Source organism: Intestinibacter sp. (genome assembly GCF_051866655.1).
Taxonomy (GTDB): Bacteria; Bacillota; Clostridia; order Peptostreptococcales; family Peptostreptococcaceae; genus Intestinibacter.
On the sequence record NZ_JBJDXL010000393.1, the window covers coordinates 1 to 14,109 of the forward strand.

The following is a 14,109-nucleotide window of genomic DNA, read 5'->3' on the forward strand; positions in this document are numbered from 1 at the left end:
CTTCTTTTTTGAAGGCTCTAGATGCTACAACTATTACTTCAGCTTCTTCTATTCCTACTACTTTATTTTTTATTTTACTTTCTAATACCTTTATGTTAGAAGCTAATTTATCTCTTTCTACAGAACATAGAGTAACCTTTCCTGTAGGATTTTCAACTTTTTCTGGTATGTTGAATATTTTATATCTAACTGTTGCAAATTGTGGTCTACTGTTTGGAGTATTTATATGAGCCATTATGTTACCACCAAATGCAGGTCTTATTTGGTCTAAATCTGTATTTTCTTGAATGTCAAGTATCGTACAGTCTGCAGTAAGTCCAGTTCTAAAACGAGCTGCAAGTCTTGGAGCTAATGATCTACCTAATGTAGTACCACCAACTAACATTATAGAAGGTTTATTATTGTTTATATAATCTTCTAAAGCTGCTGTATAAGGTTCTATTCTAAATTTATCGTATTCTTCATCATCGTATACGAATACTTCATCTACACCATAAGCTAATAAAGCTCCACATTTATCTTTTATGTTGTTTCCAACGAATACACAGTTAACTGGATGATTTATTTTAGCAGCAAGCTCACGAGCTTTTCCTATTAATTCATAAGTAACTGGATGTATTTCTCCATCGTTATGGTCTACATAAACTGTTATACCCTTCCATTCATCCTTGTTTATTTGAACTACTTCATCGTCTTCAAATATAAATGCACCTTCTGGTCCTTTTTTAACACACATTTTACACATTTTACATGCTGCATTTATTTCTATTTTTCCATCTACTTCTTCCATTGCTTCAAATGGACATATTTGTAAGACTTCTTCTATATTATCTATTTTATCTTGGTTGATTATTATCTTTGCCATTTCGTTATCCCCCTAAAACCTAAAGTATTTTTAAATCTACTATCTTATTAAATAATGTTTCAGTAAGTTCATCAGAATTTCCATGAACTATATCTTTATCAGTATTTGGTTCTGGTGGGAAAATTCTTATTACTTGTGTTGCTGAACCATTAAGTCCATAGTGTTTTTCATCTGTATCATCCATATCTTTTAATGTTATCATTGGTATTTCTTTATCTTTAGTTTCCATTTTTAATTTAAAAGATGGAAGTCTTGGTTGGAATATGTCTTTTTCGACAGTTATTAAACAAGGATAACTTATTTCACATACTTCTAAAGTTGTTGGAAGATCTGTTTCAACTACTATAGAATTTTCTTTTACTTCTATTATTTTAGTTACGTTTGTAACGTGTGGTATATTTAAAAATTCTGCTATTTCTGGTCCAACTTGTGCAGTATCACCATCTGTTGTTTGTTTACCACATATTATTAAATCTGGATTTCCTATTTTCTTTATACCTTGTGCTAGTGTGTAAGATGTTGCAAGTACATCTGCACCACCGAATTTTCTATCACTTACTATAGCACCTTCATCTACACCCATTGAGAAGCTTTCACTTATAACTTTTTTAGCTTGTGGTGGTCCCATAGTTATTGTCTTAAGTGTTGCACCATTTTCTTTTTTTATTTTTAAAGCAGTTTCAAGTGCAAATAAATCATAAGGATTCATTTTTGAATCTACACCATCTCTTTTTAATACTCCTGTAACTGGATCTACTTCTACTTCTGATGTTCCAGGAACTTGTTTAATACATACTACTATTTCCATATTGTACCCCTCCATTTATTTAACTATTACAGAAACTCCGTCTGGTATTACTACTACCTTAGCGTCATCGCCTTTTATTTCATATGCCATTTTTAAAGCTTCATCGAAATTATAAGCGTGTTTCATGTGCATATTTTTTATCATTTGTGGATCACACTCGTCTGTAACCATTATTACAGTATATTTTTCTAATATTCTTGCTAATATTTGGAATTCCCATTGATCAGGAACTGTATCGCCTTTTGCTACACTTCTAACTCTTTCTAATATTTCACTAGGTGAAGATGCACCAGCTATATTATCGTAGAAAGATTGTCCACCATGTCCATCGTTACAAGCAGCTATCATTATTATTACGCCGCCTTCTTTACATGTGGCTTCTGCAGCAGTCATACCTTTAACTGCTTGGTATATATTTTGATCTAGAGGATATCCTCCATTTGTACTTACTGCTATGTCAGCAGGTGTCGCATCTATTTTTGATAATTCAGTTACGAAATCACAACCAACTTTATGTGCTTCTTCTACATCTCCTGCAAAAGATGCTATTACTTTTTTGTCTTGATCTATGACAACATTTACTATAAAAGCAAGCTTAGCTGTTTTTGCTGCATAAACCATATCTCTATGTATAGGGTTATCAGTAAGTATTCCCGTTCTAGCATTATTGCTATCTATAAATTCACTGCAGTGATTGTACATTATAGTTTTTGCTGATGCTATACCTGGTAATATACTTTTTCTTCCTCCAGAAAATCCTGCAAAGAAGTGAGGTTCTATAAAACCTTCAGCTATTAATAAATCTGCTTCGAAAGCTACTTTATTTAAGTAGAAATCTCCTCCAGAAGGTAGGACACCCGCTTTTACCATTTGTGAATCATCAGTTGATATGTGCATTACTATTTCTTCATTTTCAACTATTTCTTCACCCATTTTAAATATTAATTCTTCTTTTGTTGTAGGTCTGTGAAAGCCATTAGCTATTAATATTTTTATTTTTGCATCCTTATTTACACTTCTTATTCTTCTAAGAATTATCGGCATTGTAACTTTACTTGGCACTGGTCTAGTGTGGTCACTAGTTATTATTACTATGTTTTTCTTGCCGACTGCTAATTCTTCTAATTTTTTAGACCCTATTGGGTTGTCCATAGAATCCTCAACTAATTGTGACTCATTTTTATCTGGTTTAAAATCATGTGCCTTTGATGTAAGCACCTTTAGAAGATTTTTATCTTCTATATTTAAATCCATTCCTGTTTTTGAATAAGGTACATGTATTGTTGCCATATTCCTCTCCTCCATATTTCATTTATAATTTATTCCATTAAAATTTATAATTTTTTATATACTGTATTAAATTCTTTTTAAACTAATTACATCAAAGCAATTAGTCCTCCTCCAAAATATACTATAAGTCCTAATATAACTACATATCCTAGACAATATTTAACTGTTGTAGATAATATTTTACCTTCACTACCTATAAGTCCTGTAGCAGATGTTGCTATAGCTATACTTTGTGGAGAAATCATTTTCCCCGCTGTCGCACCAGCAGTATTTGCAGCTGCTATCCAATAAGGATCTATTGATAGAGATTTAGCTGCTTCTGTTTGTAATGCTCCAAATAATATATTTGCTGAAGTATCACTACCTGTAACAAAAGTTCCTATTGCTCCTAAAAGTGGAGATATCAACGGGTAGAAGCTTCCTGTTATAGCACATAAGCCAAAAGAAATAGAACCAGTCATACCGCTATGTGACATTATTTTTGATATTGCAACTATAGACATTATAGTTATAAATGAAGTTTTAAGTTGTATAACTGTTCTTTTAAATACATCTAACATATATCCAACTTTTAATTTTTGAATTAATCCTGCTATAAATGTGGCTATTATTATCATCATACCTGGAGTATTTATCCATGTAAATCCTGTTGTTGAATTTGGATCTCCTGTATATATATGTATACTACTACTTGCTTTTGCTAATAATTGATTTATACTTGGTACTAAAGGACTTGCTATAAGTATCAATACACAAAGAAGTATATATGGTAACCATGCTAGTACACCTTCTTTTAAAGTAACCTTATCTTCTTCTTTAGTTTCAACTTTTTTCTTGTCCATAATTTTTGCCATTACTATTGTACATGCCATAGAACAAATACTTGCTATTAATGCTGGTAAATCTGCTCCTAAATATTTAGCTATAAATATTTGAGGTATAGCAAACGTTATCCCTGATACCAAAGTTATACCAACTACACCCTTTAGAGCTTTAATACTTTTTTCAGTAAGTATTACTAGTAAAAAAGGTATTAAAACTATAAATCCTGCTAATTGAATTGATGTAACATAGCTTAAATGAACTACTTCTAGTCCTGTTACTGTAGCAAGTGTTGTAACTGGAATTCCAAGTGCACCAAATGCAGTTGGAACTGTATTTGCTAATAAACATATAACTGCTGCAAATAATGGATTAAATCCTAATGAAGCTAATATACTAGCTGGTATAGCAACTGCTGTACCATATCCTGCAACAGCTTCCAAGAAACCACCAAAGCCCCACGCTAATATTAAAACTTGGATTCTCTTGTCTGTTGTTATACTCGACAACATTTTCTTTATAACATCCATTGTTTTTGTCTCAACGGCCAAATTATAAGTAAATAATGCTGCCACTATAACTAAGAGTATCGGCCAAAGAGCTATTGCCATACCTTCTACGGTAGCTGTAATTCCATCTAAAAATTTCATCTTCCAAAAGATTATAGCAATAGCTAAAGTTAATATTACTGTGAAAGAACAAGTTTTATGCGCTGGCATCTTTAATACACCTAAAGATACTATAAGCCATAAAACTGGAATCATTGCAATCCCAAATAACATGTAATCATTCATCAAATTTATCCTCCCTGTATTACTGGTCTTTCCAGTAGTGGTCTGTGGTATTACCACTTATGTTTTAATAATAGTATAAATTAGTTTTCAAATCAATAATTGTTTATTTATTAACATCATTTTAAATATAAAAAATTTTTTGAAAATAAAAAAAAATTATACCATTTAAAAATTAGAAGGATTTTTTAACTCTTTCAAATTATGTTCTTTTAACTACTTCACAGCATTTTCCATTACATATTCCATGTGTTCTCTCATGGCTTCTACTGCCATAGCTTGATTTTTTTTGATAATAGATTCACAAATCTTTTTATGCTGAATCAGTAAACTTTTATTTGCCTGTTCTGAGTCAAATAAAATTATTTTATATCTAGCATCTTCTATAAATTTTTCAAACAGGTTAGATATAGTTGAGAATAAACTCTCAATAAGGTAATTTTTGCTCATATTGGATAGAGTATTGTGAAATTTTTTGTCTAACTCCACCAAAACTTCATATCTATTTTCGCCAAAAGTTTCTTGTTCCATTTGCTCTATAATACTAAAAAGCTCTCTGCAATCCATATCAGTTGCTCTTATAGCTGATAATCTAGCACATTCTATCTCTAAAATACTTCTAAGCTCATATATATCGCTGAAGCTACCATTGTTTAATTTAAACATCATAGATAAAGGCTGCAATAAAGACTTTTCTACATTAGAACATATGAAGTTTCCTTCGCCTTGTCTACTTTCTATTACTCCCATTGTTTCAAGTACTCTAAGAGCTTCTCTTATAGAAGTTCTGCTAACGCCCATCTTTTCTGATAGCTCTCTTTCTGATGGAAGCTTATCTCCTTTTTTAAAAATACCCTCCATTATGTTATTTTGAATTTGTTCTATTACTTGTTCGTAAACTTTTTTATTTGAAATATTATTAAACATTTTTCTTATCCTCTCTATCCTTATATTATTATTATAGTTTTTTTAAAATAATATAGCAAATAATATTTTTATATATAAATCTAATTTTATCTTTATATTTAGGATTTTATTTTAATCATATTTTTTTACTATTAAAAATATAATAAATTATAATATTAAAAGCAAGGTGAAAATATGAAATTAAAAAAAATAATAATTTTTTTTGCGCCTAAATTAATAGTCTGCTTTATTATTTTAGGAATAATACTCGCGCCTAAAACAGCAATAAAAGCTGCAAAAGAGGGAATCTCCATTTGGATAAATATTCTAATGCCGTCTCTTCTACCATTTGTTATAGGAGCTAATTTAATAACTTCATTAAAAATTGTGGACATTCTCGGAATAGTAATTAATCCTCTAACGCAAAAAATTTTTAATGTGAGTGGTAAATCTGGACTTATTTTCGCTATATCCATGGTATCTGGATATCCTGTTGGCTCAAAATTTGCTAGTGATCTCAGATTAGAAAACAAAATCTCAAAATACGAGGGACAGCGATTAATATCCTTCTGCTCTACTTCTGGTCCACTATTTATTATCGGAAGCGTAGGTACTGGCATGCTTAAAAATCCCCAAATTGGATATTTAATGCTACTTTGCCACTATTTGGCTGCACTATCAGTCGGAATAATCTTTAGAAATTACGGCAAAGAAAAAAAATCAGCCTCTAACAACAGTATTTTAAGCGATATCAACGATATCATATACAGTAGCTCAAAATCAGAGGATTTTTTTGTTTCATTTGGAAAAGCAGTCGTAAACGGAGTAAATACACTTCTCACAATAGGTGGCTTTGTAATTATGTTTTCTGTGTTTTTTGAAATACTCTACCATTTTAAAATAATCGATTTTATATCTTACTTTTTATGTATTTTGTTAACGCCGTTTAAAATCACACCTGACATAATAGGTGCATTTATAAGTGGGCTATTTGAGATGACTATAGGATGTAATAATTTAAGCCAAATAAACAATATATCCTATACTCTTTTAATTCCGCTTTGCAGTTTTTTAATAGCATTTAGTGGGTTGTCTATACTAGCTCAATGCTCTAGCTTCATCGGAAAAACTGATATGAAGGTGAGCTTGTACATATTCTCAAAGTTTTTACACGGACTTTTTGCAGGTATTTTTACTTATATATTTTTACAATTTCACAAAATATGTTCAGTATCTAATATTTTCATAGATAAAAGCGCTAATTATACTTACTACGATTTTTATATAGATCACTTCACTCCTATATTGATAATAATTATTATAATTTATTTATTTACATATCTAAGAGAATTATCATCTTAAATTGAAAGACCTATGAAAAATTATTCAACATATTTCATAGGTCTCTTTTTTATAATAGGTAATAAATACAATATTATTTTTTCTCAAATTTTATTCTATTTATAAATAATATAGATAAAATAGAAAATATAACTATAAATAATATTAAAATTCCCCATAACTGAATTACATGACCTGATGTATACTCAAATGCATCTAATACATCCTGTTCTAAAACCATCAAAGAGTTTAAATCAGTTATATTTCCTATTGATCCTAATAAATCCATTCCCCACTTACTTATAGTAAACTTAGATACTTTATCTAATGTATCTCCAAGCTCAAATAATTGCCCAGAAAATATAAATTGTACCATCAAGATAAATGGCAAGCTTCTATTGGCGATATCGTTGCTTGGACATAATGAAGAAATCAAAAGTCCCATAATATCTGCACTAAATGTTATTAAAAATATAGACAACATATATTCTATAGCAGAAGGACTCATTATAGCCCCTTCTTTAGGAAAATCAACAAAAATTGTGCATATTACAAATATTATAATTGCTTGGAATAAACATATAACTGCGTGTACTAAAAATCTAGATATAAATAGCTCACTTGCCCTAAATCCACTGTCTAAATCCATCTTTATGCTCGATCTTTCCTTGCATATTTCAAGTACTGAATTAAATAGCCCAATCCATATAGCTATGCAAACTATAGCAAATAGTCTAGATCTAGTATCTGTGTAATTCTCAAACATCTTATCTCTTAAAGTCAACCCTACGCATAAAGATATAATTAAAGGAAATCCTATAAATATATAATGTGATTTTTCATTTTTTAAATTTTTTACATAGTTTTTTATTATAACGCCCATATCCTAAACTCCCCCATTTATTAAATTATTGTATTTTTGTACAAAATGATCTTGGTTGTTTTCAACTGCATTGTATATATCATCTAAATCATTTATATTGAAGTAATTAAGTGCTTCGTCCTTTTCTCCATAAAAGCATATTCTACCTTGTGATGCCATAAATAAAAGATCATCTATATAAGGGTATTTACACGCCATATGAGTATTGTGAGTTATTACTAAAATAGTGCTGTCCTTATCTGAAACTAATTTAGATAAAATCTCGTATAATTCCCTACAGCTTTTTACATCCAAGCCTGAATCAGGTTCATCCATTAATATAACCTTAGGCTCGTTTAAAAGCTGTACTGCAATATCCAACCTTCTAGATTGTCCTCCACTTAATCTTCCGACTAATGACTGCTTAAATAAAGACAAATTTAATTTATCCAGTAAATCATCGATTTTTTGCATTCTCTCCTGCTTAGTGCTTTTTTTTAATTTTTTACTTGCGTAAAATTCCATAATCTCTTGGACTGTATTTCCCTTTCTCAAGACAGAAAACTGTGGCACGTGTCCTAATTCATCGCCGTCTATTTTTATAGTACCTGAATCTAGCTTTAGTCTTTTTAAAATTGCATCGAACAATGTACTTTTTCCAGCACCAGAAACACCCATAATAGCTACAAGTCTTCCTGAATTTATTTTTAAATTTACATCCTTTAATCTATACCATTTTTTCTTCTTATCGTATCTAGTTACATGCTCCATCAAAATAGCTACATTTTTATTTGTCTTCTTAGTATTTTGGTATGTCTTTTTAATGTTATTTTGCTTTACTTTGCTATTGTCTACCTTGACCTTTTTAACAGGCTCAGCTTGTTTTTTTTGTTTTAATGGCACGAAAAATAGATTTTTCTTCATACTATAAAATGCGTAGTTGTCATTTAAGAAAATATCTCCGTCCTTTGGAATAAAATAGCCTGCATTTATTTTTCTACCGTGAAATACTATATTTTCTGCATCCCTTACTACATATCCTTTTTTATCCTTTTGAGCATTTAAAAATTTATGCTCATCCTGGTTGAATATTTTCCAATTATTTTCTACATCGATGCTACTGTCTACACATCCGATATAGACATTTTTATTTTCACTGTGTTGAATTTTTATCATACTTCCGTGAGCTAATCGAACTGCTGTAGATGTGTCATTCAACTGTTTATTATCTACAAATATCTTGATTTTGCCGTAGCTTCTAAAATAGAACTTTTCTTCGTGATAAATTATTATACCTACATAATCCGGTAGGAAATCTGCTTGTAATTGAATATTTTTATATCCATCTCTCAATCTTCTTCCCAAATTTACTTTTGAATTTTCTTTATCTATTAAAATCTTCCTACAACCTTTGTGAGGTTCAAATATTAATATGTACATAAACTTCTCCTACTTATATATCTATTACAAATTCTAATATCCCAATATTTCTATATCAGCTATACATGTATCGTTGTACTTAGTTCCGTAATATACCGAATTTATTGTAAATTCAACATAATTAGAATCAACTGGATCTATATTTACAATTTGATATCCTGTATTATCATCCTCTAGATACATAGTCTGTGTACTTCCATTAGAAAATCTAAGCTCTATTGATTTTGGTCTATTATTGTTATAATAGCCATTTTTTTTATTTACAAGTCCATTTACTATTTTTATTTTTTCGATAGTATATATAGAATCAAAATCTAATCTAATCCACTCTCCCTTGCCGTATCCTGAGACTCCCTCTGACCATACAGTTGAAAAATCTCCATCTAAGACTCTCGTTGAACCATAATCCTTATTAGTAGAATCATGAAGTATTGAACTACATTCTGAATTTACTATAGGTATTTCTTTTGTTTCCTTTATATTTTGATTGTAAACTTCAGTTTCTTCCTCTGATAAATCTTCTTCTTTTGAACTTTCATACTCTACTTCGTCTTTAGCGTCTTGTTCAGCAGTTGTTTGTTGTTCTGATGACTGAGATACCTCACTGTCTCCCTTAAAAATATCTAGCTTTGAAATTATAAATACTGCCAATAAAATCAACAAAGCCGATGATATAAAAATCATGACCTTTTTGTTTTTATTATTGTAATCTATATTATTACTTTCTATATCATCATCGATTTCTTCATCATATTGTTCCGATTCTAAATTTTGTACCTCTTCTTCATAGTCGTAATCTTTAAAATCTACTTCTTCATCGTCATATGGGTCAAAATAAACTACCTCTTCATCACTCTGAAGCTTATCATCATATTTTTTTAAATCTATTTTAGAGCTTTCTCTTTTATCTAGTTTTTCGCCACAGAAGCTACAGAAATTCGCATTATCATTATTTTCTCTATTACAATTTTTACATATCATACTCAATTTTCCTCAAAATCTATAATTTAAACTTTAATTACATAATTCTCTTAAAATATAAAGCACTTGCTAAATCAAGCGCTTTATATTTTTAATTAATTTTAATTTGTCATTTTTAAACAGAATATATTTTTACCTCATTTATTATATTCTAGGATTAAGCTCTTTTTTATTATTTCTTACTTCTTCTAAAGTTTCTTCTAATTTTTGTTCTACAAAGCTTAAAACATCTTCTGCGTACTGATTTGATCTTTCAATCATTTCGTATTTGTATTTTTGAGCCTTTTCTTTTATTTCTTCGGCTCTTTCGTTGGCTTTTTGAACTACCTCATTAGTTTCTATCATGTATTCGATTTTTTTTTGATATTCTTTATCTAATGCCTCTAAGTTTTTTTGATTTTCGTTTAGCAATCTTTGAGCTTCCTTTTCACCTTGTAAAATTATTTCTTCTGCTTCTTTTTTTGCATCACTTATAATCTTCACTCTCTCTGTATTTATCCAAGAAGCTTGCTTTACTTCCTCTGGAATTACAGATTTCATTTCTTTTATTAAATCTAAAATTTCATCCCTATCTAAAACAATCTTATGTGAAAAAGTTTTTGAAGGTGCCTCTTCCACCATTATCTCCAATTGTTTAAGTAAATCAATAAGTTCCATCTCCACTATAATTCTCTCCCTTTATGTTTGTTTTTTAAGGCTATTAAAACCTGTTCCGGTACTAAATTTTTGACATCTGCATCAAATGTAAGAACCTCTTTTATTAAAGAAGAACTTATAAACGAATATTTTGTATTTGTAGGTAAAAATATTGTCTCTATTTCTGGATTTAATTCCTTATTCATATGTGCCATTTGAAGCTCATAGTTTACATCTGCTTCACTTCTAACTCCTCTGACTAATGTACTTATACCATTAGCATCACAATAATCAACTAATAACCCATCGAAGCTAACTATTTTTATATTATCCAAATGTGATGTACATGATTTAATCAGCTCAATTCTTTCATCGAAATTAAAAAGTCCCTTTTTGTTAGGATTATAAAGTACACCAATTTGTAATTCATCGAATATTTTAGATGCTCTACATATTATATCTAAATGCCCGTTAGTAATAGGATCAAAACTCCCTGCAAACATAGCCTTTGTAAACTTTTCCTTCATTATGCTTCCTCCATCTTGTAAAATGTTAATGTTGTTTTTCCATATTTTTTGTCTCTACTTTTATATAATCTGCCAATATTTTCTGGAAAGCTATCCTTAGTATCGTGTTCAACAACTATTACTCCATCTTCTTCAAGCAAATTATTTTGATCTACCATTGATAATGCATCCTCAAACATATTTTTGTAATAAGGCGGATCCATGAATATAATATTAAATTTTTCACCTTTATTTGATAAAGATAAAATAGCACTTTTAAAATCTATATTCATAGTAATACTTTCATTTTCAACTCTAGCCTTTTTTATATTAGACTTGACTATAGACATACTTTCCTTGCTCTTATCTACAAAAACACACTTACTTGCGCCCCTTGATAAACATTCTATACCTAAAGAACCAGTTCCAGCAAATAAATCTAAAACATTGCTGTCCATAATATCAAAATTTATTATATTAAATAGTGATTCCTTTACTCTATCAGTTGTCGGTCTTACATCTTCATTTTTAGGAGTGTTTAATTTTAATCCTCTTGCTTTTCCTGATATAACTCTCAAATTTCCTTCTCCCTTCAATAAATATATTCTAACATAAATTGTATTAGTTTAATGAAATTTCTTTATTAATATCGCTAAATTTTTCAATTATTTCTTTTTTTAATAAGATATTTTCATTTTTGCTTAGATTTTTATCGTTTTTCAAAATATTTTTTGCTTCCTCCTGAGCCAATTTTAATATTTTTATATGTTTAAATATATTTGCAACCTTTAGCTCTGGAAGACCGTGCTGTCTAGTTCCAAAAAATTCTCCTGGACCTCTTATTTCTAGATCCTTTTCTGATATTTTGAATCCATCGTTGGTTTCCTCCATAATCTCCATACGCTCTTTACATATATTGCTTTTAGATGAATAAATCAATATACAATGAGATTTATGAGAACCTCTACCTACTCGACCTCTCAATTGATGTAACTGTGCCAATCCAAATCGCTCTGCATTTTCAATAATCATTAAGGTCGCATTTGGTACATTTACGCCTACTTCAATTACTGTAGTAGATACTAGTATCTGAATTTTATTTTCTTTGAAGTCATTCATTATTTGATCTTTTAATGAAGGCTTCATCTTTCCATGCAATACCTCTACATTTAAATCAGAAAAATATTTTTCCTTTAGCTCCTCTTTTAAATCTTCGGCTGCCTTTGCCTCTATGGCTTCACTTTCTTCAACGAGCGGACATACTACATATACCTGTCTGCCCTGGTCTATTTCATCTCTGATAAAATTAGTGTATATAAAATCCCTTTGTTTAGCTTCAAACGCCTTTGTATCTATCGGCTGTCTACCTGGTGGAAGCTCATCTATTATAGATATATCTAAATCTCCATAAAGTATTAGAGCTAGAGTTCTAGGTATCGGTGTAGCTGTCATAACTAGGATATCGGGATTATTTCCCTTTGTAGATAATTTAGCTCTCTGTCTAACTCCAAATCTGTGTTGCTCGTCTGTGACTACTATTCCTAAATTATCGAATTCTACATTGTCTTCTATAAGGGCATGTGTTCCTATTAAAATATCTATTTGTCTATTTTTTACTTTATCGAGTACTTTTTCTTTTTGCTTCTTAGTTAAGCTACCTACTAGTAAGCCTACATTTATATCAAAAGGAGATAGAGTTTCACTTAAAGATATATAATGCTGTCTCGCTAAAATTTCTGTAGGTGCCATAAGAGCTCCTTGATATCCATTTAATACAGCCAATGCAAGCACCAAAGTAGCAACTATTGTCTTTCCGCTGCCGACATCTCCCTGTATAAGCCTGTTCATAACATTGTCACTTTCCATATCGTCTATTACCTCGTTAAATGCCCTAGACTGTGCATTTGTAAGCTTAAATGGTAGAGACTTTATTATATCATTTAATTTTTCTTTTTTTTCAAATTTTATACCCTTCTCGTCATCTATGCCGTTTTTTAGATAAAATAAACCTATTTGCAAAATTAAAAACTCCTCGAAAATCATTCTGTAAAGCGCAATCTTTAACGACTGCTTGTCACTTGGCATATGGAGATTTCTAACTGCAAAATCAATGCTACATAATTTATATTTATTTATTATATCCTGTGGCAAATACTCCTGTATACTTATTTTTTCATTATTATATACATTTTTTATAGTATTCGCTATATCTTTATTTGTGACACCATAAGTAAGAGGATAAACAGGTATCAGCTTGCATGTAGATGTAGGAGAGTTAGTAAAAAACTCTATCTCTGGAGAATTCATCTCTAAAATAGACCCTTCTCTTTTTACCTTTCCATAAACTATTACACTGTCACCCTGTTTAAATACCTTTGTGAGATAGTCCTGATTAAAAAATACAAGCGTCAAAAGTCCAGTTTCATCTTTTATAATGAATTTTGATATTTTAATATTATTTTTTGCAACATAGCTTTTTATATTAGTTATTACTCCCTTTGTACATGCTTTTTCATCGTGCTCTAGCTGCCATATTTTTTTTACATTGCTTCTATCCTCGTAAACTCTGGGAAAATAATATAATAAATCCTTTATCGTAAATATATTTAATTTATTCAGTTTTAAAGCCTTTTTAGGACCAATACCTTTTACAAACTGAATATTCTTATTTAAAATATCCATTTATCATCACCTAAAAAAATCCTCTTTATTTAGAGGACGATTTTTCTTTTAAAAAGGGCTGTCAATAAATATTGAAACAGCCCCCATTATTTACATGATTTTATTTATTTATTCGACAGATACTAAATAATAATAAATTGGTTGACCTCCATAGTATAATTCTATGTCGATATCTTCAA

The 14,109-nt window shown here is 29.9% G+C and carries 14 protein-coding genes; 1 reads left to right on the forward strand and 13 read right to left on the reverse strand.

All coding sequences use genetic code 11. The annotated features are described in order from the left end of the window. The 5 genes from ACI3VO_RS11865 to ACI3VO_RS11885 all read right to left on the reverse strand — a co-directional run. Positions 1-865: electron transfer flavoprotein subunit alpha (locus ACI3VO_RS11865; protein WP_439758115.1), on the reverse strand; the 865-nt coding region annotated here is incomplete at its 3' end. 19 nt (positions 866-884) lie between these two features. Next, positions 885-1,673 (reverse strand): electron transfer flavoprotein subunit beta/FixA family protein, encoded by a 789-nt coding sequence (locus ACI3VO_RS11870; protein ID WP_439758116.1) that lies wholly within the window; start codon positions 1,671-1,673, stop codon positions 885-887. Positions 1,674-1,688: 15 nt separating this feature from the next. Further along, a complete protein-coding gene (gene larA / locus ACI3VO_RS11875) occupies positions 1,689-2,963 on the reverse strand; it encodes a nickel-dependent lactate racemase (RefSeq protein WP_439758117.1) in 1,275 nt (424 codons plus the stop codon). 86 nt (positions 2,964-3,049) lie between these two features. Next, positions 3,050-4,579 carry an L-lactate permease gene (locus tag ACI3VO_RS11880; RefSeq protein ID WP_439758118.1) on the reverse strand — a complete coding sequence of 510 codons (1,530 nt, stop codon included), beginning with the start codon at positions 4,577-4,579 and terminating at the stop codon, positions 3,050-3,052. Between the two features lie 213 nt (positions 4,580-4,792). Continuing rightward, on the reverse strand, positions 4,793-5,503 hold the full coding sequence (locus tag ACI3VO_RS11885) for a FadR/GntR family transcriptional regulator (RefSeq protein ID WP_439758119.1): 711 nt from the start codon (positions 5,501-5,503) through the stop codon (positions 4,793-4,795). A 174-nt stretch (positions 5,504-5,677) separates the two neighbouring features. Here ACI3VO_RS11885 and ylbJ point away from each other — a divergent pair, with 174 nt between their 5' ends. Further along, entirely contained in the window at positions 5,678-6,844 is a 1,167-nt protein-coding gene (gene ylbJ, locus ACI3VO_RS11890) for a sporulation integral membrane protein YlbJ (protein WP_439758120.1), read from the forward strand. Between the two features lie 73 nt (positions 6,845-6,917). Here the strand turns inward: ylbJ and ACI3VO_RS11895 are convergent, their stop codons facing one another. The 8 genes from ACI3VO_RS11895 to ACI3VO_RS11930 all read right to left on the reverse strand — a co-directional run bounded on the left by ACI3VO_RS11895 (position 6,918) and on the right by ACI3VO_RS11930 (position 14,101). After that, positions 6,918-7,706, reverse strand: a complete 789-nt coding sequence (locus ACI3VO_RS11895) for an ABC transporter permease (RefSeq protein WP_439758121.1) — start codon at positions 7,704-7,706, stop codon at positions 6,918-6,920. Between the two features lie 3 nt (positions 7,707-7,709). Next, on the reverse strand, positions 7,710-9,125 hold the full coding sequence (locus ACI3VO_RS11900; protein ID WP_439758122.1) for an ATP-binding cassette domain-containing protein: 1,416 nt from the start codon (positions 9,123-9,125) through the stop codon (positions 7,710-7,712). Positions 9,126-9,158: 33 nt separating this feature from the next. Continuing rightward, entirely contained in the window at positions 9,159-10,106 is a 948-nt protein-coding gene (locus ACI3VO_RS11905) for an NADase-type glycan-binding domain-containing protein (RefSeq protein ID WP_439758123.1), read from the reverse strand. A 144-nt stretch (positions 10,107-10,250) separates the two neighbouring features. Next, on the reverse strand, positions 10,251-10,763 hold the full coding sequence (locus tag ACI3VO_RS11910) for a hypothetical protein (protein WP_439758124.1): 513 nt from the start codon (positions 10,761-10,763) through the stop codon (positions 10,251-10,253). 5 nt (positions 10,764-10,768) lie between these two features. Then, positions 10,769-11,269, reverse strand: a complete 501-nt coding sequence (gene coaD, locus ACI3VO_RS11915; protein ID WP_439758125.1) for a pantetheine-phosphate adenylyltransferase — start codon at positions 11,267-11,269, stop codon at positions 10,769-10,771. Further along, positions 11,269-11,844 carry a 16S rRNA (guanine(966)-N(2))-methyltransferase RsmD gene (gene rsmD / locus ACI3VO_RS11920; RefSeq protein ID WP_439758126.1) on the reverse strand — a complete coding sequence of 192 codons (576 nt, stop codon included), beginning with the start codon at positions 11,842-11,844 and terminating at the stop codon, positions 11,269-11,271. Before rsmD ends, coaD begins: the two co-directional genes overlap by 1 nt. 25 nt (positions 11,845-11,869) lie before the next feature. After that, the gene (gene recG / locus ACI3VO_RS11925) at positions 11,870-13,930 is read right to left on the reverse strand and encodes an ATP-dependent DNA helicase RecG (protein ID WP_439758127.1); all 2,061 of its coding nucleotides are present in this window, start codon (positions 13,928-13,930) and stop codon (positions 11,870-11,872) included. A 108-nt stretch (positions 13,931-14,038) separates the two neighbouring features. Then, positions 14,039-14,101 (reverse strand): hypothetical protein, encoded by a 63-nt coding sequence (locus tag ACI3VO_RS11930; protein WP_439758128.1) that lies wholly within the window; start codon positions 14,099-14,101, stop codon positions 14,039-14,041. Positions 14,102-14,109 lie beyond the last annotated feature (8 nt).